General features: G+C 44.1%; 20 protein-coding genes. 8 read left to right on the top strand and 12 right to left on the bottom strand.

All coding sequences use genetic code 11. The annotated features are described in order from the left end of the window. Positions 1-493: 493 nt before the first annotated feature. From EFA69_RS12785 to EFA69_RS12775, 3 genes are all read left to right on the top strand, one after another. Complete coding sequence (locus EFA69_RS12785; protein ID WP_123133523.1) at positions 494-937, top strand: hypothetical protein; 444 nt, start codon at positions 494-496, stop codon at positions 935-937. A gap of 887 nt (positions 938-1,824) precedes the next feature. After that, positions 1,825-2,448, top strand: coding sequence for a trypco2 family protein (locus EFA69_RS12780; RefSeq protein WP_123133522.1), 624 nt, complete (start codon positions 1,825-1,827; stop codon positions 2,446-2,448). A 130-nt stretch (positions 2,449-2,578) separates the two neighbouring features. Continuing rightward, on the top strand, positions 2,579-3,103 hold the full coding sequence (locus tag EFA69_RS12775; RefSeq protein ID WP_123133521.1) for a hypothetical protein: 525 nt from the start codon (positions 2,579-2,581) through the stop codon (positions 3,101-3,103). A 395-nt stretch (positions 3,104-3,498) separates the two neighbouring features. Here the strand turns inward: EFA69_RS12775 and EFA69_RS12770 are convergent, their stop codons facing one another. After that, complete coding sequence (locus tag EFA69_RS12770; RefSeq protein ID WP_123133520.1) at positions 3,499-3,903, bottom strand: hypothetical protein; 405 nt, start codon at positions 3,901-3,903, stop codon at positions 3,499-3,501. Positions 3,904-4,087: 184 nt separating this feature from the next. Here EFA69_RS12770 and EFA69_RS12765 point away from each other — a divergent pair, with 184 nt between their 5' ends. From EFA69_RS12765 to EFA69_RS12750, 5 genes are all read left to right on the top strand, one after another. Next, positions 4,088-4,333, top strand: coding sequence for a helix-turn-helix domain-containing protein (locus tag EFA69_RS12765; protein ID WP_123133519.1), 246 nt, complete (start codon positions 4,088-4,090; stop codon positions 4,331-4,333). An 832-nt stretch (positions 4,334-5,165) separates the two neighbouring features. Next, the gene (locus EFA69_RS12760; RefSeq protein WP_123133518.1) at positions 5,166-5,579 is read left to right on the top strand and encodes a hypothetical protein; all 414 of its coding nucleotides are present in this window, start codon (positions 5,166-5,168) and stop codon (positions 5,577-5,579) included. Between the two features lie 98 nt (positions 5,580-5,677). Next, entirely contained in the window at positions 5,678-5,938 is a 261-nt protein-coding gene (locus EFA69_RS20140; RefSeq protein ID WP_148041351.1) for a hypothetical protein, read from the top strand. Positions 5,939-6,143: 205 nt separating this feature from the next. Then, positions 6,144-6,311: a hypothetical protein gene (locus EFA69_RS20430; protein WP_221175737.1), complete on the top strand. Its 168-nt coding sequence runs from the start codon at positions 6,144-6,146 to the stop codon at positions 6,309-6,311. Positions 6,312-7,191: 880 nt separating this feature from the next. Further along, positions 7,192-8,175 carry a hypothetical protein gene (locus EFA69_RS12750; protein ID WP_123133516.1) on the top strand — a complete coding sequence of 328 codons (984 nt, stop codon included), beginning with the start codon at positions 7,192-7,194 and terminating at the stop codon, positions 8,173-8,175. Positions 8,176-8,904: 729 nt separating this feature from the next. Here EFA69_RS12750 and EFA69_RS12745 read toward each other — a convergent pair. From EFA69_RS12745 to EFA69_RS12695, 11 genes are all read right to left on the bottom strand, one after another. Beyond that, positions 8,905-9,507 carry a recombinase family protein gene (locus EFA69_RS12745; protein ID WP_123133515.1) on the bottom strand — a complete coding sequence of 201 codons (603 nt, stop codon included), beginning with the start codon at positions 9,505-9,507 and terminating at the stop codon, positions 8,905-8,907. A 546-nt stretch (positions 9,508-10,053) separates the two neighbouring features. Beyond that, a complete protein-coding gene (locus tag EFA69_RS12740) occupies positions 10,054-11,454 on the bottom strand; it encodes an alkaline phosphatase (protein ID WP_123133514.1) in 1,401 nt (466 codons plus the stop codon). Positions 11,455-11,489: 35 nt separating this feature from the next. Continuing rightward, complete coding sequence (locus EFA69_RS12735) at positions 11,490-12,428, bottom strand: DUF6528 family protein (RefSeq protein ID WP_148041350.1); 939 nt, start codon at positions 12,426-12,428, stop codon at positions 11,490-11,492. Then, positions 12,415-13,257: a discoidin domain-containing protein gene (locus tag EFA69_RS12730; RefSeq protein WP_123133512.1), complete on the bottom strand. Its 843-nt coding sequence runs from the start codon at positions 13,255-13,257 to the stop codon at positions 12,415-12,417. The genes EFA69_RS12735 and EFA69_RS12730 overlap by 14 nt, the downstream gene beginning before the upstream one ends. A gap of 60 nt (positions 13,258-13,317) precedes the next feature. Further along, positions 13,318-14,364 (bottom strand): DUF6528 family protein, encoded by a 1,047-nt coding sequence (locus EFA69_RS12725; protein ID WP_123133511.1) that lies wholly within the window; start codon positions 14,362-14,364, stop codon positions 13,318-13,320. Between the two features lie 3 nt (positions 14,365-14,367). Next, positions 14,368-15,918: a RagB/SusD family nutrient uptake outer membrane protein gene (locus EFA69_RS12720; RefSeq protein ID WP_123133510.1), complete on the bottom strand. Its 1,551-nt coding sequence runs from the start codon at positions 15,916-15,918 to the stop codon at positions 14,368-14,370. Between the two features lie 24 nt (positions 15,919-15,942). Then, complete coding sequence (locus EFA69_RS12715) at positions 15,943-19,305, bottom strand: TonB-dependent receptor (RefSeq protein WP_123133509.1); 3,363 nt, start codon at positions 19,303-19,305, stop codon at positions 15,943-15,945. 111 nt (positions 19,306-19,416) lie between these two features. Continuing rightward, the gene (locus EFA69_RS12710; protein WP_123133508.1) at positions 19,417-20,355 is read right to left on the bottom strand and encodes a FecR family protein; all 939 of its coding nucleotides are present in this window, start codon (positions 20,353-20,355) and stop codon (positions 19,417-19,419) included. Between the two features lie 72 nt (positions 20,356-20,427). Further along, entirely contained in the window at positions 20,428-21,033 is a 606-nt protein-coding gene (locus EFA69_RS12705; RefSeq protein ID WP_123133507.1) for an RNA polymerase sigma factor, read from the bottom strand. 1,018 nt (positions 21,034-22,051) lie between these two features. Then, positions 22,052-22,411 carry a hypothetical protein gene (locus tag EFA69_RS12700; protein WP_123133506.1) on the bottom strand — a complete coding sequence of 120 codons (360 nt, stop codon included), beginning with the start codon at positions 22,409-22,411 and terminating at the stop codon, positions 22,052-22,054. Between the two features lie 53 nt (positions 22,412-22,464). After that, the gene (locus EFA69_RS12695) at positions 22,465-23,229 is read right to left on the bottom strand and encodes a ParA family protein (RefSeq protein WP_183906775.1); all 765 of its coding nucleotides are present in this window, start codon (positions 23,227-23,229) and stop codon (positions 22,465-22,467) included. Positions 23,230-23,745: the final 516 nt, after the last annotated feature.

Genomic DNA, 23,745 nt, shown 5'->3' with positions numbered 1-23,745 from the left:
TGTAAAACGGCATATTGTAGAATAAAGGCCTTTTAGAGGTGGTATCAAGGTTTCCAGAGGCATGGGACACCACCGTCCGACGTTGACCATAGCTTTAGAATATGAGTTTTAAACTGTTCTAGACATTAAACCGGATCCGCTGCGGCGATCCCTGCCCATGGACTGCAGAGGCACGAAACTATGTGTCGTAAGTAGATGGGTTTTTAGGTGTTAAATGGGGTATTTCATAAGGCGGAATGGCATTGGCCAACCTCCTAGTCAACGTTGCGTTTTACGTTGCCGAATTGCCCTAAAAGTGACCTGTCAGGAGCCAAGGGACAGAGGAGCGTGGGGCAGGTGGTATTAGTTCGGAAAACAGCTATATTGGGAGGGTGCCCTGAGACAGGGAGCGGAATCACGGGGACCAGGGATACCGCAGTGCGGCCCCCGACCAAAGGGCCAATAACCGGAACTGCTCCTTATATCCAGTAATTATGGTGCATTAATAGATAAGATGAGAAAGGAATTAAAAGATTTCAATTGGCACGTCTACGGGCTTTCTCTCTCTGACTATGAATATACTTTTCAAATAGTCACAGAAGTAATTAGAGATAGGCAAAAACAACTTCAACAAAAAATCGACACTCTTGAAGTATTCGACGGAGACGGGAACCTTATAGACTTATCTACAGGCGAATCCGACGAAGCGATTGACGATATAGCATACTACAACTACATTGAAAATCTTTATCTCTGGCACTTTGGCCTATGGCGATTGCAAGGTGTTTTCGAAGGGATTTTAAGACAAGAATTCTTCCATCAAGAAAAGCTTTCAGGTTTAAAATCAAAGTTAGATTTCGTTAAAAAACTAAATTATAGAATTTCAAAATCTGACTATGAAGAAATCTTGGAATGGGGAAAGCTTAGAAATGCATTGTCTCATCACCCGCCTGAATAGTATAGACCTTGTGGACTTGAAGAAGAAGATCTAAAGGAATATTGTGAATTAGTAAAAAGAGTTACAGAAGATTTACTTGAGCAAAAATTGAAAAATAACGACACCACAACAACACCTATACGATAGCTATGCCACCGCATAGCCAAGTCCGTTAGCCACACCATCCTTCCCAAAGACGGCGCTTCCTGGGTCCATAGGAAGGCGCCATTAGGAGACAGATTCAATGCTTTCCGGACCAGCCAAAATAACTTTCCAACATTGCGTTTTGCGTTGCATTCGGCCTGAAACTCGGCTCTAAAACCCCTACGGAAAACAACCGCAAACCTGCTGAAAAACCGTCTGGAAGGGCCACCATGCTATTCTTCGCAAGTTTACAAGGTGTAAAATTTGACTTTGCAACGTCCCGGTCAACGTTGAGGGGAACGTTGACCGGGACGTTGACTTCACCGGCTCCCCTGGCCCAGGTAGCGGTAGTATGTGGCCCGGCAGGAGCGGCAGCCAACGATGCAGACAGCAAAGTACTCGTTCCGTAAAATGGTTATTCTATGAGATCCAAGAAAGTATATCTCATTTAGAATATGTTTTTCATTTTTCTTGCGTGATCCCCTATCACGCTGACAGCGGCGGTTTAATCCTGCCAATGATGAACACCTTCTGTCTTAGCTTAAGGGCTACTCGCCATGCCGGGCATACAAACAGCCTGCTTCCCCAAAAAGATCAGAATCATTGCAATACTATGAAGCCAGTATTCTGTTATCACAGCCATCATAAACATATAGATCACAGTTATATTCTCGTTTGTAAAGGCAAAATACCCAATAGTAAGTATTCCTTATGCTTGATCTAATATTCATATTTGTTAACGGTGCACCCATTTGAAACTTGATATGAATAGAGCATTTATTTCCATCACACTGGCTATTCTAAGTGCTTTAGCCCTACAATCCTGCTCTTCATCAGGGAAGGTGGCATCCTCTAAAAAGAATGCAGTTGTTGACGTAAACACGGCATTTGAAAAAGTCTATAACGCCACACAGGCAGCGCTCAAGAGGTCGAACAACACTCTGAGTCTTGAAAGCATTGATTTAGCATTTGCCACAACAGTAAGCTCAGAGTTTGGGGGAGGGGCTAAACTATGGGTTGTAACGCCAATGTACTCCAGAGGAAAATCCAAGGCCAAAACAACAACCTTTACTTTTGGGAGGGGAGAAGCTAAATCAGGATTCGTAGAAGATGAAGAAAAAGAGTTTATCGAATACCTGGTTTCAGTTATAAATGCCACAAATATAATAAACCCGATTGATAATTTCGGTTTGAAGGAAGTAGAGGTTGAAATGGAGTTCACCACATCAAACACAGGCAGTGTGGAAGTAGAAGTTGAACTGGTGCCTATTACACCTAAAGCTTCTTACAAAAGAGGGAAGGAATCGGTCCATACTATTACGCTGAAATTCAAGAAACCAGAACCTGCAAAACCAGATTCCTCCAAATTAAAAGCAACAGATCAATAGTTATCAATCAGATAAACAAAGCATTATACTTTCCTACTAAAACCAAGAGCGTATCATAGCAGAGGGGCAGTGTATAAAATTATAGAGGGCAATTAAACTGTCTTTTTTCAATCTAATTTTTAATCCAGTTATGAGCATTCAATTAACTTATTCGGGTAATTTGGGATGGATCAGAGAATCCACCACGATCGCTAATGGAATTCTGAGTTCTGAGGAGTTCTTCAACATGATTGCAGATACGCCAGGGACCTATGATGATATTAAGCCTGCTGACCTCTCGCCAGCTGATATCGCGGGCTTCTTCAGAAACTCAAGCCTTAGGCTAGATGTAAGGGAATACACCGATGACGATCCTGATGTAGGGGGGGAATTTAGATGGAAAACCCCCAACTCGCTTTGGGCTAATATAGGCAACGGCCGTAGAGGATGTACATACGCTGCAGTTTTGATTCATGAATGCGTACATGCTCTTAGTTACCATACCCCAGGTGCTGATTTTACCCATCCATATAGTAGTGGTGATGAAAACTATGACGGGAGCAATTCTGATACAGCACCCTATACCATTCAACGTCAAACGAGGGAGTCGTTTTGTAGGGAGGATTTTACATTGAAAGAAGACCTGATAGAGGTAAAAGTTGATGAATCTGAATAGCATAAATAACAATGGCCTTCTTCGGGTTTGACTTACATCGGTATATACCGGATGCAGCTGTGTGAATTGGCTTTCTGGTGCTGTCACCAGGTGTCAACTAAATGTAAGATTTAAAGTGGCTAACGCATGTAGCAAAAGAAAAGGCCCCTCGGTTAGAGGGGCCTTTTCTTTATGAAAGGATATGCTACTACCTTCCCAGCTTTTGGCTATGGTCCATAGGGCAGGCTGACCCGCTGCTGGAAGAGATGATGCGCCCAGTGGTTTTATCTCACAAAATGCGATGGTTATGGGGTCCGGCCAGCTAATTTTCACAGTCACTTTGCTGTACCACAGATAGGGTGAGGTGCTTGTATACCCCTTCTTAACCGCGGTGCGGCAAAGCGAAGAACCCCGGGTTATCTGCCTTTAAACAACCTACTCTCAATCTCATGGTTCATTATATGGATCAGGAGTGAGGGGGTACCTTGATGGGACGATTCTCTGCAGAAGTCTTCGGCCTCACCCTCCAATCTGAACGGCTCCAGCCTCTCTTCCCCGCTCTGGTTTTCATATAGCACGACAAACGGGAAGTCGAATATGTCGAACCCGTGTTTCACGTAGATATTGTCCCGCATCAACTCCCTTTCCGTGATGTTCTCGGCCTCCGCTTTCCCCGACTCCTCAAAGAATGACTGGGGCGTCCTTCGCTTCTCATACTCTGGGGGGAACCTGTAGCCGTCAATGGGTTGCTTGAACCGGCTGTTGATCAAATCGGAGAAATCCGAGTCGGTACTGAGTGACTGTAGGGTTGGGTTCTTCATCTCTGTATAAGTTTAACTTTAATCATCCCGATTCCGCACCCGAAGCGGGAACAAGGGTTTGGGCTTTACCGTCCTTACCCTGCGGCTGGCCTAGGTGGCGAATCGGGCGCAAGGATAGCGATAATTTGCTTTATAACACATATATGTGTTAATAATTGCAAGGGTGAATCCTCAACTTGGCCACGTGACCAAAATAAGGGATTCAGAGCTGCTGGAAAGGTTCGGGGACCACCTCAAGGGTATTCGTACCGGCAAGGGGCTTTCGCAGGAGGAGGTCGCCTACCGGGCCGACATTCCCATCAACCAGGTCGGCAGGATAGAACGGGGGGAGGTCAATACCACGGTCAGCACGCTGTTCGCCCTCGCCAAAGGCCTAGAGGTACCGCCTGCCCAGTTGCTGAGTTTCGAGCCTTCCCTCAGCCAAGGGTAAACAGGTGACATCTAGCTTAGGACCCACGTAAGAATTCCCGTATCCCCTCTCTTTGGATCCCGGTATTACTATACAGCCTTGTCCTGAAATACGCTGAAACGACCCGCTTCAGGAAGCGGCACATTTGGGAGGCAAGTGCCAGCGTGCCTACCCAAAGTCATGATGCCGGAAAACCACTGTCCAACGTTGCGCTTTGCGTTGGCAATGCCCCAGCAACGTTGCTGTTTCCGTTGCCTAATACGTTGCCAACGGCCTGATAACCGAACAAATCCGTGGGGCAAGGGACATCTGCCGCAAAACCACTTGAAAGGGCCTATGCGCTATGCATGGCAGGATAATACGGTAGAAAGTGAGACATTGTATGGAATCGGTCAACGTTGCTGTCAATGTTGACCGGACGTTGCCTTTTGCGTTGACTTAGCGTTGACCAGGGCTTTAGAAACGGGTATCAACCTTACCAGATATATCACCGGGTCAGCTGCTGCTATTCTGCGTTTCTACGCAGGGAAAGGCCTTCCCGCCATAGTAAATGAGGTGCTTTGCGGTAAATCAAGGCATTCCATAGGGCAGCCTTGCATTGACCACCGTCCCAGTCGACGTAGGCTTCTGGATTGATTTCTGCGTTAACTTTAAGTTGACCAAGCATGGAATTACCGGTTGGCGTTAGGACAGTGAATACGACTCATCTAAGAAACAGCTATATTGGGGATTAAGGGGCTACCGGAGAGAGGGTTGTGAAAACAGTAGCGTAGACCCTGTACATGGGGCCAATGACCGGATGTCCTCCTTGTGCACTGTAGTTGGGCGTAATTACATATACAAAAAGTCTTCCATGAGTCTGAAGAAATTCTCATTCCTAGTAGCTGTATTACTGATTGGATGCTCTGAAGCTAAGGATTGTGATTGCATAGGCGATAATGAAATTATGATCCAAGAAGCAAGTAGCAATAAGCTTATAACCCAACTTTCCAGAGTTGACCATGGGGCTTTTGGGTATGATGTTACTCTGAAAGTGTGTGACACTTCTAAAAAGCTCATAGAAGCAATTGGATTGAGGGGAGAGGACTATTTGCCAAGTATCGACAGCATTGTGGGCAAAACTATCTATCTGCATTACTCTTTCCCTTCAAGGCATAATTCAAAGCCAATCGACAGAGATATAGAATTTGAAAGTGTTGCTTTAGGTGAAGCTTTAATTCATAGTGAAAGCTTGCAATTCAACTATATCATTCGAAACAAAAAATAACTTCACACATCGTACTTGTGTAAACGTCAGCAGCGGCCGACGGCCTAACCGTCGTTTACACAAGTACGATGGCAGTGATTTCAAATTTAAGTGAAACTATGAAAGCAATCATCAAAATCAAGTTCCCAGGGGACTACCATGAATCTGTAAGTCATCTGCATCCCGACCAGCCAGTTAGTTTTAATAATCAAAGACCTAATGGAAAAGAGTTTAATTGGATAGGTGAAATTAATGGGATACGAGTTAATATTTCTAATGGTAGAAGATACTCCTCTCAACTAGACTTAGACTCAAGACTAGACCCATATAGAGATATAATAGCCCGAGCAATAAGTGATGCTTTACGAGAATGGGATTAATAATTAAAGATTACAGGACAAATATTAACTTTTAATTAAATCTTACATGCATTACATTCCGCCCTTTATTATATTTCTTTTTTCAGCTATCTCAATTGGTATAATTGCTTTGATTAGCTTCAAAGGCAAGAAGAAGAGGAAGACACTCTTTTATTTGACAACATTAACAATATTGATTGTTACTACTGTTGTTTACAACAAAAGCATGGAAAGCTATGAGATGGCTCAAAAACATAATGCCTTTGAAAGAGTTTATAATCAAATAGTTCTCGAAAAATATAATGGTATAGAACCTACCGATGAAGCTTTGAAAGATGAAATATTTCTAGAGGCTGCGGCAAAAATGGATTCTTTAGGCATTGGTTTTAAGTAGTTCATAGTAATTTCCTCTAAGAAAAGCTCCTGCCAACATTGTGCAGCCATGCTACGGCCTCTCACGCCTCATACACGAGACCATTAGGCACACGATCATACCTAAAGACGGCCCGTCACAGGGCCAGGAGCCAGGCACCTTATCTGAAGTAAGGATTCATGCTTTCCCGACTGGAGAAAACACTGTCCAACATTGCGCTCCGCGTTGGCAACGTCCCCAGCAACGTTGCTGTTTGCATTGCCTGATCCGTTGCGCTCCGCGTTGCTAACGCCCTGATAACCGGAGGCGGAACAAATACCGTGGGGCAACGGGATATCTGCCACAGAACCACCCGGAAGAGCCTATGCACTACGCCAGGCAGGGTATTGCGGTAGAAAGTGGGTCATTTACGGAAGGTTGGCGTTGAGGGCAACGTTGCCATCAACGTTGCTGTTTGTGTTGACTAACCCGTTGACTTTGCGTTGCTGTTGATGCTATCTACCTATTGGAATCAGATCCAGCAACGTCCCTGGAAACGGCACTTTCTAGAGCCAAATATTAGCATACCACTTTCCAAGGTCAGATCTACGCTTCCCGGGCCTCACAAAACCAATGTACCAGCGTTGACAATGGCTTAGGTCAACGTTGCATTCCTCGTTGCGTTTGGCGTTGCTGAATTGCTCTCGAAAATGCCTTGCCGGGAGCCACGAGACAGAGGAGCGTGGGGTGAGTGGTATTCGTTCGGAAAACAGCTATCATTGGGAGGTGTTTTGAAACTAGAGAGTGCAATCACCGGGAACAGAGGAATATGGGGTACCGCAGTGCGGTTTCCAACCAAAACACCAATAACAGGAGCTCTTTTGGTATACAATAGTTGTCAGCAATTTTAAAGTAAAAAACCATGGTTATCGTTTCAGGTATTAAACAAGCAAAATCAAATAAAGACTGGTCAGTAGTTATAGTTGAAAATACTGAAGATTTATTTTGTAAAGAACACACTGAAGCACTTGGTTATATTTACAAACCTAAAACTGCTACCATACCAGTTCTAACATCGAAAAATTTTATGGTGGTAGGTCAACTTTACTATGATATAGAAATCATAGGAAAATTGAGAAATTATCCTTTTTGGGAAGGGCAGAAGCCTAACAGAGCCGGTATTTATAAAAATAATGAAATAGTTAAAGTAACACCTGTCAATAAACTTGTAATAGAGTTTATTAATAAATTTTATTTTTTATTTAAGACTAATAATATTAGTGAAATACCAAATACCTGTCAGGTAACAATAAATGGATTGATACCTAAAATTAAGCCATTTGTTGATATTTTCAATTTTCTTTCAATTAAGATCAAAGTGATAAGACCTAATTACCCTACATATTGGGATATTCATCCTGATGAAGATGGTGATAGAGAATTCAATATTTATGCTGAAAATTACTGTTTAATTATTGGGTACAAGACAAATCCAATAATTATACATCTATTGATACTCATAAGCCAAGAATTATATAGAAATTATAACTTAAAAATTATATTCAGTTATTCTAAATATGATTTTGATGATTATGAAAATTTAATTCCAGGGAATTCAGATTCGTGCTATTTTACATTTGATTACTATTCGCAAGGTAATTACCACAATATTTCTGAATCTATTGAACCCAAGGTGTTACTTGATTTAAATATTGAAGCAATAGATGAGGAATTTATAAAAAGTAGGTTTCCAAACTATAATCCAAGTGACTGCGATCACATTGAGCGAGTCTATGAAGATTATGGTGAAGAATATAATTCAAGACAAAGTAATTATGAGGCAGACCGAGATGCATTTGATGCACTAACGGATGGACAATACGGAGATTATGAAGACTATTTTTAATTGTTGTAAAAATTAGAAACATTTTCAAATATTAGGCGCGCGGCAGTTAGCCACACAACCATGCCCAAAGGCGGCGCTTCTCAGGTCCGGAAAGCATATCGTCTGACTCTGGACAATGCGCTAGTTTCCGAGCCTAGGAAAATCACTGCCTTTTGCGTTGACCAATCCGTTGACTTTTCAGAGCTAACTACCATCGGAATCGTGTCCAGCAATTTCCCAGAAAACGGCACATTTGAGAGGCAAATGTCAGCGTGCCTACCCAAAGTCAGGATCCGTGATTTCCGGATTGGAAAAACCACTGTCCAACGTTGCGCTTTGCGTTGGCAACGTCCCCAGCAACGTTGCGGTTTGCGTTGCCTGATACGTTGCCAACGGCCCGGTAACCGGAGACGGAACAAATCCGTGGGGCAACGGGATATCTGCCACAAAACCAACCGGAAGGGCCTATGCGCTACGCCAAGCAGGGTATTTCGGTAGAAAGTGAGTCATTTTACGGATAGGTTGGCGTTGCAGCAACGTTGCGTTTTGCGTTGCAGTCAACGTTGCACTTTACGTTGCGTTTTGCGTTGCCAACGGCCCGGAACTCGGAGTCGGAACCCTTCCGGGAAGGCAACCGGATCTCTACCGCAAAACCACCTAAAAACCCCTTCACACTATGTCAGGCATGGTATTGCGGTAGAAACTGTGGCTTTGCAACGCCCCGGTCAACGTTGCATACGACGTTGACTTTTAGGTTGACTTTTGCGTTGACCAATCCGTTGACTTTAGCGGCTCCCCCTGCCCCAGGTAGCGGTAGCAGGTGGCCCGCCCGATGCCCAGGATCTTGGCGATCTCCCCCACGCTCTTGCCCCCGGCGTCGAACAGGATCCGGGCGGACTTCGCTTTCTCCGTGGCCTCCGGGGAGAGCCCGGCGGGCCTTCCCCCGTTCCTTCCCCTCGCTTTGGCCGCCGCCAGCCCCGCCTTGGTGCGCTCGCGGATGATCTCCCGCTCGAACTCGGCCAGGGAGGCGAACACGTTGAAGGTGAACCGGCCCGTGGGCGTGGCCGTGTTGATGCCGTCCTGCAGGCTCACGAAGTCCACCCCCTTGGCCTTGAAGCCCTCCACCAGGTCGATCAGGTCCCGCAGGGAACGGCCCAGCCTATCCAGCTTCCAGACGACCACCGTGTCCCCGGACCGGAGCTGACTTACCATTTTCTCCAGCTCGGGGCGCTCCTTGTTCTTGCCCGATTTCTTCTCTTTGAAAATGCGCTCGCACCCGTGTAGGGTGAGCGCGTCCGTCTGCGCTTCCAGCTTCTGGTCCTGGGTGGAGACCCGGGCGTAGCCTATCTTCATAAATGTGTCTCTTTAACTCATCTCAAATATAAAAATATCTTTTGATTTGTGAGACGGACAGATGAGACGTATTTAGGGCCAAGGGGAGATAAATCATGAATAAGGTAAATTGTCTCTTTAAACGGCCGTTTTATGGGGCAGGTACTTTGTATAGGGAGACTCTTTAGTTCTGCAGGCGAAGGAAAACTGTTGGGGGCAATGCTGGCCGAGAGCTCTTTCGAGACACTGAAAGTAAAGCTGGTCTACCACCGGAAATTTGCCACCAGCCAAGAGGTCAACCTGGCTGTGTTTTGAGTAACTGGAGCTAGACAGCCCAGTAGCTCGCCATCTGGTTGTAGCTAGACTTGAAGTGCAAAGTATTTCCCGTCCCTCTTACTGTCAGGTTTAAGCCTGACAGTAAGAGGGACGGGAAATCATAATCAACAAATAACACAGTTTAAAAAACACTCTCGTCAGTAGCTTACCCAGCCATTCAGAACCAAATCTGTTTCTGCATAAGTAGGGCTATAAAGAATTTCTCTAAGATGCTGTGTTGCATATATTACATTAAGCGATTATTCCGCAAGCCTTCAGCATAATGTCATGAAGTTCTATGTTTTTAACAAAGGGTTTTAACAATTCGCTACCTGGCCCATACATTGCCAGTTCTACATAATCAGCAGAATGATGTATTGATCCCCACCCAACAGAGGTATAATTGTATTGAATTTCGGCCAATTGGCTAAAAGGTAGCTTTTTAGGGTTATAAACCCCAGTCTCATCAAGTGCTTTTATATGTTTTAAAAGTACTTGAGCTTCATCAGTAGTGATCGCAAAACTTTGTGCTTCTTCTACCCTTTCTACTACTTGTTTAAGACTAGAATCCCTGCTGATGCCCGTTAGTATCCAATCATTTGTGTACCTAAATTTCTGGATTTTATCAAAATTCTCTTCTGCTTTTTCATTAGAGTATAATCCAGGGTTAGCATTGCCATGATCTGTGGTGATAATCACCAGTGTCTCCTTGTCTTTATCAGCAAAATCTAAGGCTACCCCAATTGCATCGTCAAAAGCAATCTGGTCATACAACAACCCACCAATATCGTTGGCATGGGCTGCCCAATCTACCTTACCGGCTTCTACCTGTAAGACAAAACCTTTCTTGTTGTTCTTAAGGTGCTTGATCGCATGACTGGTCATTTCAGCAAGGGTAGGTACCTGTTCTTTCAATTGCTTGTCCTGAACTCTATCCAAGGAATAAGGCAAGCCATTTTCATGGAAAACGCCTAATATTGGGGCTCCGGCAGAAGTTGATGCGTTCATCATCTCTTTCCGGCTTCTAAAAACACCGTACCCTTGCCGCGCATACTCCTGAAACAAATCAGCTTTGTCCTTTCTCTTCTCGGCAGTAAAGAACTCTGTTCCTCCTCCCATCATTACATCAAACCGAAGAGAAAGATACTGCCGGGCAATGCCCTCCTGATCATCTCTGGATTTACTGGCTATGCAAAAGCCTGCCGGGGTGGCATGGGTGATAGGAACGGTGGTGACACAACCTACCGCTTTACCTACAGCTTTAAACTTTTGGAGTATGGGTTTATTACTTGAGCCATCCGGATTAACGTTAATTGAGCCATTGTTTACGCGCACTCCTCCTCCCCAGGCAGAACTGGCTGCCCCAGAATCTGTCACAAGAGAGTTTGCCGAGGCAGTGTCCATCAGAGCACGTATTGCCTTATTCTCCTCATATAGTGAAACCCAATGGCTTTTCCTTCCCTCTTTCCGATGAAGCAGAAGGTTAGCCATGTTCAAGGTACCCGTGCTCATACCATCACTAACCAAGAATATAATATTCTTAGCTGTCTTGCCTGCTTTTTTATCAATTGAATGGGTAAATCCAAAAGTCGGAAGTAAGGTTGCACCTGCTGTGGCAAGGGTAGTATTCTTAAAGAAATCTCTTCTCTTCATTACATAAATTTTAAAGTACAACTACTAAATGATGTTTATTCATTAGAAATCCACCTTGCCTTATAGACACGTATTTCAGGAAAAGAAGCTCTTTGGTTTGGATCCATGAAATTGACATGATAGGTCCACCAGCTTTCCTCTGCCTTTGTATAAATAAGCTGCTTGCTTACCGGGTGCTTACCAACACTTTTGACATTTTTCATTCCTTTCAAAGGAGAGAATTCAGAAAAGCTGAAACTACTTAGGTCAAATTCCCAAACGGTGCGTGTGTCAGTAATAAGCAGCTTTTCTTCAGAAGGAACCAATTGCAGGTCATGCCCTCCTGTGTTGGGCAGTTTCCATGAATTATCTAAGGTCAGAGAAGTACCTGTTTTATCGTTCTTCAAACTATACTGCCGGAGCTCATTATAGCCTAGTGCGTATAACTTCTTCTGTTTGCTATGCCAGACAACCCCATGGCCAGAGTACAGGCTGTCTCTATAAACTGCTACGCCGGGCTTATCTAGTTTGTAAAGTTCTATACAATTGCCTTTTTCTGCGGTTGAACCCGCAACAGCTATGATGTTTCCGGGCAGCAATTCTATAGAATGGGCATTGGGAACAAACCCGAAATACAGGACTTTCTTATTTGCTTTGTTTAGCATAGCAAACCCACCGGAGGAGGAGGAAATGAGAATTTTACTTCCTTTTTGGTAGGCTTTACAATCATCTACTGTCTCAAAGAACTTTTGCCGGTAGTCATCTGGAAGGTCTGTAGCGTCATGTGCGTCCCAACTCCAGGTGACTATTGGAATACTGTCTTTTGTTAAGCTGTTATCAACAATCAGAACTTTACTATCACCACAAACCAAATATTCCATTGGTCTGGCTTTCTGCGCAATTGCTTTCAGGCTGAACAGGCACAGCATGAGAAGACCAGCGAGTGGTAGTAAGCGCAGGTATTTTGGATGTCTTACCATATTAATAAACTCCAAGCTGTTCTAGATTAATAAACTGTGATGCAGATATATGCGGAGAGGTTGCCACAAACTTTATGTACCTGCCTCGGGCAGGCTCCTGAAGCTTAATGGTATGCCATTCGCCAGGGTTGGTAAGCGGTATTTTTGTTGCTACCACTCTTTTCCAATTCTGATTATCATCGCTCACATAAAATTCAAGTCCTTTGATGGGGCCATTATTTGATGCCCGCTGCTTTAAAGCATAGCCGTGCATGGTTTTCGCTTCTTTCATATCTATTACCAGCCAATGAGGATATGGCGTGGCTCCACCGGCGTAATTCGTATGCCATATGGAAGTATTGTCTAACAGCACATTTCCCGGAAGATTCGCAGTGGTATTGGAGGTGACATGCATACTACTATAATCCAGCACTTCCCAGCCCGTGCGATTCATGATGGATTGAGGCTGCCATAAGGTATTTACCTGCAATTCCATGGAGGCCGACTTCTGCCCTAATATTTTGGCAATCACGGGATCACCGGAGGGGTATTTTGTATCAGCCATTTCCAGTCTAACTATATTAGGCACCTGCAAACCTTTGACCTCAAATCTTCCTTTATCATCTGTGGTTCCAGAATATACCAATGCAAAGTCTTTGCTTCCTTTAGGCTTAGCAAAGACATTTACTTTCACATCTGCCAGCACATCATGATTCTCTTTTCCCTTGAGCATGACTTCTAAGTCCGCAGATGTTTCCAAAGTATCATCATCCCATACCCCCGAATCATCACTGCAGGACAGGGTAAACACTGCTAATACAAAAAGGGTAAGGGCAGCTTTTATTTTCTGTTTTAAGGCTATCATCTTTAGAATTCTTTTCTGTTAAAAATGTGAAACTCTCCATTCAGCAGTTCTTTAATCAGCTCAATCGCACTGCCGAAACACATGATTGTCGGGATAGCTGAAATCATTCTTTACCAGCCACCGAGCCTTGTAAATCTTTAGGTCGTTCTGCTGAAAAATCCGTCTTCCGTGTTCATCTTTCACCTCATCAGACCAGTATTGAAGCTTAGGCTGCATTAATAAAATTGGCCAACCTGGAGGGCCAGAAGAAATGCTTTTGATGGCACTTTGCAGAGGGGTAGCCTGTAATAAAAAACTTGCTGCCTGGATATTAAATTTATAGACATTGGTAGTGGTAGACATCCATAGGGCATCTTCACCATACACTGGGAAAAGATCGTGCGGGTGCGTGCCCGGTCCCGGCACAGCAATGGACACCACTTCAGTTAAACCTGGCTGGCTGCAATTATTGTTATAGGAAAAAGCTTTCAGTGTGGAGTTAGAAGTAGCCCATAATCTCTGCCGCTGTCTGTCCCAAACCACATTATGCCCATCCTCTATGAACATTGTTCTCCTATACCCTTGATCAGGATAAGTGAGCGTATCCACCTTGAACAAGGTGAGCTTATTGCCCGTGCTGGAAGAGGTAACAATGTTTCCGTCGGGGAGCAGTTCTGCCGAATGGGGATTGCCGCCTGCGTTTGCGTAAAACAAGGTCTTCTTGTCTTTGATACGAACCAAGGCTACGCCACCACCAGAAGCTGTCAGCAAAATGTACTTGCCACCATACACAGGCTTAGCTTCATCTGGCAAGTTAAACCATGACAAGTGAGGCGTCAGAACATTAGACTCTGCGGCACTCCACTCCCAGATAATATTCTTAGAAGTCAAATCAACAATCGCCACTCTGTTTTTCAATTGCTCTGCCAGCACAATACATTTCTCACAGTCCTCTACACGTATCTGTTCTACCGGCACCTTAGGTTCCTCAGGCACCTTAGGCTGCTCTACTTCATCTTTTTCACAACTGAAGAAGACCATAGGCAAGGCAACTAAAAGTATCAGCCTTCTCATCTCTGTTAAGTAATTTCTATTCAAACAATGCATAAAAAACCCGCTGTTGAACATGAATTAATAATTAGGATTTTGCTCCAAGGCAGGGTTTAACTCAAGCTGGCGGTCAGTGATAGGCCACCAGTAATCGCGCTGAGGGTTGAAAGTTCTAACCAATATGGGGCTCCCGGCATGATTGTAAATGGGTCCATTCATTACCGTCTCTGCGGTTCTCCAGCGGCGGATATCGGTATAATAGAAGCCTTCGCCCGCCAATTCCAAGCGGCGTTCTCTTCTAATAATATTCCGCATTTCTGATTTACTGAGCCCAGTTGGTAATTGCCAAGGATTCAGCCCGGCTCTTCTACGGACAGCATGTAAGGCATCATATACACTTTGATCAGGCGCACCCAACGCTTCATTCTGCGCCTCGGCGTACATCAACAATACATCTGCATACCGGATGATCATGTAGTTGATCTCTGATATTGACGGCAAAACATTGTTGGTTTCCCTATCATAGATGCTGTATTTCTTTTGCGTGTAGCCAGTGTTGACATAGGTGCTAGTACTCGTAGTTGCTCCCCTGAACATTGCTCCCGGATAAACAATAGTCTGGTCCAGTCTAGGATCACGATTGGCATAAGGATTTGCAGGATTGTAGAGCGGAGATTCTTCTTTCGTCTTTCCGTCTCTCATCCAATAGGCATCAACAAGATCCCGCAGTGGGGCCACGGTATTGTATTGTCTTAACACTACATCAAAGCCGGTTCCGTACTGGGGAGCTTTGAATTGCACATCAAATATTGACTCGCTGCTGTTTTCATTGGCCAGAAGGAACAGGGCGCGGTAATCTGGGTATAGGGCGTAACCTGCTCCTTGCAAATCCATGACTGTTTTGGCAGCAATTGCTGCCTGCGCCCATTTCTCCATGTTACCTCCTGTGTTAACCAACGGGCTTGCCTCAAACAGCAGCACTCTGGCTTTGAGGGCTAAGGCTGCACCTCTTGTGGCACGACCAATATCTGTAGCAGCGGTATATCTGGTTGGTAACACTTCTGCTGCCTCATTCAGGTCTTTCAGTATCTGCTGTACTACTTCTTCTCTGGGAGCACGCGGTAAGTTTGCCTGAGAAATATCGGGTTCATCTAAAATTAAGGGCACCGCACCATAATAAGTGGCAAGCAGGTTGTAATACAGCGCCCGAAGAAACTTAGCTTCTGCTTTCATCCTGCCTTTCAGGTTATCATCTAAGGGAGAATTACCTACCCTTGCAATAAAAGTATTACACCGCCCTATGCCCCCGTAGGCATCATTCCATCTGGCGTTGATGATAGCGGAGTTAGTAGCTGACGTATGGGTACCCAACGCTATCACATTGAACCCGGCAGAGTTGTCATAGTTATAGGCGTTTGGGGTAGCAGTTTCTTCCCATAGCACAGTGGCTGTTCCGCCAAATGTGCCGGTTTTGGTCAGGCTGTTGTAGCAGGCTGTAAGTGCTCCAACAGTACCTTTCTCAGAAACCCAAAAGTTTTCAATTGTGTAGCGGTCTGTAGGCTCGGTATCAAGCAAATTATTGCAGGAAGCCAAGGTTACCGCCACCAGTGCTGTATAAAGAAATCGTTTCATGTTTTCAGTTGAAGTTGAAGTTGATTAAAACGTTACATTCAAGCCCGTGCTGAGCGTCTTCATCATAGGATAATCATAGAGGTTATCCGCTTTGATATCCTGCTCAGGATCCCATAATTTGAAATCTGTCCAGGTAACCAGATTTTGCCCATTAACAAATAATGTCAGTTTCTTGATCTTAATTTTTGCCAACAGATGCTCTGGCAAGGAATAGCTTAGTTGAATGTTCTGCAGACGCAGGTAAGAAGCATCTCTTAACCAGAAAGTGGAATTTTGGAAATTTTCAGTGCCTCCTGTAGCAGTGGTTAACAGAGGATATCTGGCATTAGGAGTTTCTGGTGTCCAGGTGTTGCCAATCCAGTCACGGGTGATACCGGCCCCATTGTTGAATGGGAAAGCAAGGTTAGCAGTAGGGTAGATACTGATGCCACTGACTCCCTGAAAAAAAGAGTTGAAACTGAACCTGTTGTAGTTTAGGTTTATGCCAAAGCTAAACGTATAATCAGGCATAGATTTACCTGTTATAACCCTGTCGTCTCCATCTATCTTTCCATCGCGGTTAATGTCGCGATACTTGATGTAACCTGGTTTAACAGCATTGCTAACAGTAGCACTGTAATCTATTTCTTCCTGATTCTGGTAATAACCATTTGCCTGTAAGAGGTAATATGAATCTATAGGATATCCTTCTTTTATGATGCGACGGCCACTGATGATTGTCTCTCCGTTCAGATCAACTACCTCATTCTTGACATAGTTAACGCTAGCCAAAACGTCATAGCTGAACTTGCCAACAGTGTTACGGTGGGTTAGCGTCACTTCATACCCAGTATTATCCACTACGCCAATATTCTTTTGCGGTCCTCCCAAGTTACCTACCTGAGCAGGAATACCAACCGGCCTTAGAATGCCAGATGTCCTGCGCTTGAATACATCAGCTGTTACCCCAAATTTTCCTTGCCACAACAACACATCCAATCCTGCATTGTAAGAAGTGGTAGTTTCCCATGAAATATCAGGGTCATTGTAATTGGTGATGGCAGCCCCAGGTTGAATGGTGTTTCCGAAGGCATATTGATAAGATGACCCAGTGTTCACCGTGCTTAGATAGCTATATAAGGGAACAGCTTGGTTACCCATCTTACCCCATGAGGTTCTTAGCTTTAATAGGCTAATCTGGTGAACGTTTTGCAGAAAATTTTCCTGATGAATGTTCCACCCCGCCGATATGGCCGGAAAATAACTCCATCTGTTAGCAGGGGCAAAACGGGAAGAGCCATCATATCTTGAAGTTATTTCCAATAGGTATTTATCTCTGAAAGCATAGTTCACCCGGCCAAAGTAGGAGAGTAATCTATCTTTAGAAGATTGCCCTCTGGCCACCTGATTCGTTGACCCTGCATTTAAATCGGTTAACTGGTTATCAAAGAAACCCTCTGTGTAAGCATCAAAACTTCTGTTATCAAAACCTACATAACTGGAGCCAACCATGGCGGCAAAACTGTGTTTCCCGTTAAATTCACGGTTCCAATTCATGGTGTGGTATAACGTTAAGTTAAGGTGATTTGAGCTCCAGTCTCGTACCCGGGGTGCCGATCCATTGAATGCTCTTTCTTCCCCTGTTTTTGGGTTATAGGTGTACATCTGGGGAATAAAATCCTTGCTGAACCTATCATGTTTATCATATCCTACATCCACATTGTAGACCAGATCAAAAGGAAGTTTATATTCAGAAAAGAGCTTCACGAGGAACCGCTGGTTCTGGCGAAAAATAGTACCTTCCTGCACTTCCATTCTGGGGTTCTCAATGTTGTTTCTTCCTGGAGTGGCTAGCCAGGTGTTACCATAGGTACCATCTGCTAAGGTGTCCGTAAAGATGGGCAGGCCACGCATGATGACACTCATGACAGTACTCGCGCCATAGCCTGGTTCATGAAACTGACGTAGATTTCCGGTAACGCTTCCTCCTACTCTCAGTCTGTCTGTTACCTGTGTGCTCAATTTCATGTCCAGGGAAAACCGATTGGCCTTATCATTCGCGATGAAGATGCCTTTCTGATCCATGTACCCTAAGGAGATATTATATTGGGTCTTGTCCACACCACCTCTAAAGGCAAGATTGTGTTGCTGAATAGAACCATCCTCTAATACCAAATCAAACCAATCTGAGGCAGGATAAACAATAGGATTTGCACCCATTCCGTTGCGGTATTCTTCTATTTGTTCATTGCTATAGTCCCCAATTAATTTACCTTCATTAAGAACAGCCTGATTTCTCATCTGCATGTATTGGATAGGATCCGTTAAAACATCAGGTAATCTGGTGGGTCTTTGAACACCAAAGGAGGTGCTGTAGGTGATATTATTTTCACCTACCCTCCCCATTTTTGATTTGATTAAGATTACTCCATTAGCTGCTCGTGAGCCGTAAATAGCCGCTGAAGCATCTTTAAGCACAGTGATGCTTTCTATGTCATTCGGGTTTATTTCACTGATAGGATATTCTATCCCATCCAACAACACCAGCGGATCACTGTTGTTAAGCGTGCCTATGCCCCTGATCCGGATAGTAGCTCCGTCTTGCCCTGGCTGTGAGCCCGCCTGATTTACCCATAAACCTGGTACTCCATGCAAGGCCTGGCTGGCGTCTGTAATTGGCTGATTCGCCTTGGTACTCATTTCTAAGGTACTTAGAGCACCAGTTGAATGGATCTTCTTCTGCGTGCCATAGCCAACCACCACTACTTCACTTAATGCCTGATTATCTGCCTGCAGCCTTATGTTGATTTCCTCTCCGTTTGCACTGGTTATTTCCTGCGTTATAAAGCCCAAGTAGGAAAAAACAAGGGTTGCCGCTCCATTTGGAATGGACAGCGTAAAGCGGCCTGAAGCATCAGTGGACGTTCCTCTTGTGGTACCTTTCAGCACTACTGTCACCCCAGTAAGAGCCTCACCTTTTTCATCGGTCACCTGTCCGGTCACTCTTCTCTCCTGAGCTGCCCTCTGTTGCTCTTTTGTCTGCCCCGCCATCTTCTGTAAGACAATGGTGTTGTTCACTTCATGGTATCCTATTTTATTAGGGGTAAGAAGCTTCTCCAAAACTTGGCTTAGCGGAGTATCTTTAAAAGAAACAACAGGAACATGCAACTTTTCCAGATGCAGTGACTCAGGATCATAGGCAAATAAAACGCCGGTTTGCTTTTTGATTTTCCGGATGGCGGATTCTAAGGTTTCTTTTTGAAAGGAGATGCTCACACTCCGGTTTATGCTGCCATTCTTCTGAAGCTCGTGGGCATACACCGGTGCGTTGGGCAATTCCGTAAGTAAAAGAGCAGCAATGAGTAATGCTGACGGCAATTTCATGACCGCCCGTAACCTTCTTTTCATATCTTTGTTAATGAGATGGTTGAATTATCTTCGACTGAATAGCCTACTGTTTCAACAGTAGTGATTTTCTCCAACCGCTGTTAGGACCAGTAACAGCGGTTGCTTTTCTCTTTAGTGCAGGACTATCTTTCCATTTTCTTTTCTGTGTTTTAGTTGGTGGATAGCGGCAATGATTTCAAGGGCTGTCTCTCCTGACAATTGTTTATCTAGGGTAAGGGTGTATCTGTTGTTTTTGATTTCATTCCTCCCTGCCGAAAGCCTGAGGTTGTAGAGGCTGTAATAAGCTTCGGCCAGTTCATGGAAAGAGGCCCTTTCCAGATTGATTGCAGGTACCTGCCAGGCGGTGGCATAGTCTGGGTTGATGTTGCTTACTTCATGCTTAGCTCTAAGCGTATCATAGGTTACCTGCTTCCCTTTGGTTAGCAGCGCCAACGTAGCAGCAGAAGAACTTACCTGCACCTTGCCTCTAATCACGCTCACCTGTATCTCTGGGTATTGAGAAGATCTCTTAACGTTAAAGGCGGTGCCTAACACCTTGGTCTCAAGCTGTCCGGAATGTACAATGAAAGGAAGGCGTTCATTGCGCTTGACATCAAAATAAGCCTCCCCGCTCTCAATCCATATTTCGCGGTTTTTTTTCCCGAAGCCGTTGCGGGTGTACTTAAGCTTGGTGTTTTCATTCAGCCATAGGGAGGAACTATCTGGCAGTATAACTTTTAAATGCTGGCCTTTACCGGAAGTGAGATAAGCGTAAGATGGAGGCGTGTTATTGCTTTTGAACTGGTAGTAAGCGCCCAGCAGCATGAGCACCAGGACAGCCGCCACGCTTGCCACCCTCTGCCAGAGTTGCAGTACTTTTCCTTTTCTGATGTTCTTCAGAATGGCTGCGTGCATTACCTTCCCGTCGGCAGGGGTAATGGTTTTTTCTACGGGAGCAGGTTCTAGAGTATCAAAGGCATTGTACCAGTTCTCTACCCACTCTTTTTCTTTTGGGGTTGCCGTTCCTTGCTGGTACTTCCTTAGTAACTCTTGCTGTTGTTTCAGGTCCACTGTGTATAGGTGTGTTTACCTATATATCAGCTAACCTGCCCTTGCGTACCTAAGAGTTAGATTAAGGTTATGTTAAGAAATAACAACACCCGACAACAGTAGCAGCAGATGGGCGTATTGCTCCGGATTCTGATGGGCCACTTTGCCTCTAAGCAAGATGCGGGCGTTAGAAAGGGAATTTTTCACCGTCTGAACAGATAGTGAGAGTTGTGCTGCAATTTCTTTGGGCGTAAAGCCCTTTCGGTAACTTAAGAGAAATATTTCCTGCATACGGTCAGGCATATCTTCTACCGCTTCCTGAATAATAATCTCTAGCTCTTGCACCGCCAAACCAGACTCTGCCAATGAAGCAGTAGAAACCTCCTGCTCAGCCAGCTGCGCATTGGCATATCTCAACCTGACCTGGTCGGCCTGCAGGTAGTTGATGATTCTATAGCGCAGGGCCGTAAACAGATATTCTGCTGCTTTGGCATCTTCAGGAATTTTAGTCCGCCTGGTCCAGATACTCACAAATAGTTCCTGAATGATGTCTTTCGCATCATCCTCACTGCTCATCCGCCTCAGGGCGCTGGCATACAACTGTTGCCAGTAGCGTTGGTACAGTTCAGTGAATGCGTCTTCATCTGAGTTCTGTATCCCTACTACCAGCATTTCATCAGTGTACCCCTGCAACATCATAAGTAATCTCAATAAATCTGCACACAAAGGTAAAGAACAGAGATTAAGCTAAGTTTAACATATTGTTAGCGTGGGTTCAATTTACTCGCAAAGCCATGAAAATTATAGAGATTTCTTTTGCAAAGTACCCAATTTCAGAAAAGAATAAGGGTTTCAATCAGAGTGGGGAAAGAGTCTGTTGCCAGGCAGAGCAAGAGGGCTGCCCGCCTATGCATGAGCGAGGTGATGACCATTGTGATCCTCTTTCATTTCTAAATTGGCCTAGCTACCAGATATAGAAAACTACTATGCTTATCTGTATTGTGTACAAAGCCAACTCCTGCGTACCTATCTTACGGTAGTCGGATAAACGAAACCGGCAACCGAAAGCAATCTGCCTCCATTTCCTCCAGGTAAAATACCAAGACCGGCAATTTCAGTTCCAGTGAATGAGCCGGTTTCGCTAAATATCAGATGTTGCGTAAAGCCCAGAAAGATTCTCTTAGCCCATAACCACTCTTATGTAAAGCCAATAACGGCTACTATGTTAAATAGAAAAAAGCGCTGAAACCCCCAGGCGCTTTGGATTACGTTCTAACATTTGAAGTAATAATGGTTAGAAGCACGTGTACTGATTTCTAAGAAGGGGCTACTAAGGAGCTTTCTATCAGAACTCTCCAAAGGATTAATGTGAAGTATGGAAACACCCTTAAGCGAGAAACAGCTGCAATTAACTAGCCTAGCAGTAGCGGCTGTTGAACTTGGCTTGATTGCCCGAGTATGATAAATACTTCTACAATCTGAGCACGGTTTCCTTATGGGTGTGTTCTAAGAGGTAGATCACCCAATCATTGGTGCTGGTCGCACACGGCTCAACCATTTGCGAGCTGTAAAATTGGAGAAACTCCCAAATGCCTCCTTAATGCAAACAAATAAAAACGTAAGTCCAACAGTACCATACTACGGCTGAATAAACTTTAGTTGCATGGAAGCGACAGTTGTTGAACTTACGTTTTAGAGTCGTAGAGGACCTATCCTTCTACTTCACAATTCTCTTCTTTCTGTTCTTCTTCTTTGCAGCTACAGCAGCTGGTAGCGGTTTTTCTGCATCTGAGTTATTGGCTAGATACATTTCTACAGCATTGATGACAGTGTCCATAATACTCTCTCTGTTCCAATATTGGTGCTGTTGCATCTTCTGGATTAACCAAACTGGAAGTCTGGTAGCAAACGGTTTAAGCTCATTAGGATCTGCTGCCTGCAGCTTCTCTGATTCTGGTAGATCTCTTACCGGTGCACCTGCTGAAGGAATTTCCCCTACTCCACCCATCATCTCAGCATCAAAGCCACTTGTTGCAGTTTTAACTGCTATATTCCTAAAGTTCTTTTTCTCTACCATATCTAAGGTTATAGTTTTTAAAGAAACGTTATTGTAACTATAAATGTTAGAAATTATAACCGTGTTAACAGCTCTTGTACCATTGCTCTATAATCTTGTGCAGCAGCAGAGTCAGAGGCATAGGTAAATATTGGAAGTTTATATGCCATTGCTTCTTTGACGGACACGTTATTCCTTATAGTGGACTCCATGACCAAATCTCCATATGCCTCACGTGTACCGGCTACCATGTCGGAGTCAATTCGAGATCTGTAAGACGAATGATATTTAGTAAAGAATATGCCAGCGACTTTCAAAGCAGGATTGTAGCGTTTGCGTACATTAGCCACAGTCTGCAGAATATTAGTGATACCACTAATACTGAATTCCTCTGGAGCCGTGGGAATTAAGACATGTGTAGCAGCAATAAAGGTGGTGTAAGCTAATGTCGTAAGAGATGGTGCATTATCAATTACTACATAATCATACATAGTTTCAAATCCATCTTCTTCCATTCTTTCTCTTAATATAAACTGATAGTCCTGCTCTGCACCAATTGCTTTGGCATAAGTATCTAGTGCACGTTTGGCTGGCAGTACATCAAATTTTTCCATGTATTTTACCACCACTTCACTGTACTGTTTTTCCCCCACTAACCACTCACCCACGTGATTTGTAGTTTCACCAATTGTGGCACCTGTAGAATTAGCCTGCGCATCAAAATCAATAAGCAATACCCTTTTAGTCGTCTCTTGTGTTGCTAGGTAGGCTGCAGTGTTTATAGCTGTTACCGTTTTAGCCACCCCACCCTTATTATTCATAACCGTAATTATGGTCATATGTCGAATCTGTTAGTTCTATTAACAAATATAGAACAGCTATATTAAAAAGCAATGTTAAATATTCTATCTTTTCTAACATCGTTATATTCACTAACTATTCTATTAAATAAATAATATATAGCTAATACTTAGTATATTAAGAATTAGCAATAGTCAATGAATGATAACAAAGGTGAAATCTAGCTTAGATAATTACTTCAGCACGAAAGGAGCAAGGCAGCCTAGAACACAACAACCTTACCTAGCTGGCAGACTTAGTCTATCGCAGGACTTAACTCCAAGTTCTAAGTTTTGGAGTTCTCAAGTATGATAATAATCACAGGGAGGATTATTAAGAAAATATTAGTGCGCTTGCTCTACTTTATGCCTGGCACAGGGCTAAAGGTATATTATATACGGATTCAATACTCCTACTCTTGTAATTCTACTACTAACTACGGGGGTTTTACTTCATAGCCGTACAGATGCCCAAATTAAAAAAACCTTGATTTCCGCTTAAAAAGGCTTTTTTTT

Source organism: Rufibacter immobilis (genome assembly GCF_003721565.1).
Taxonomy (GTDB): Bacteria; Bacteroidota; Bacteroidia; order Cytophagales; family Hymenobacteraceae; genus Nibribacter; species Nibribacter immobilis.
This window is presented reverse-complemented; position numbering and strand designations above follow the sequence as displayed.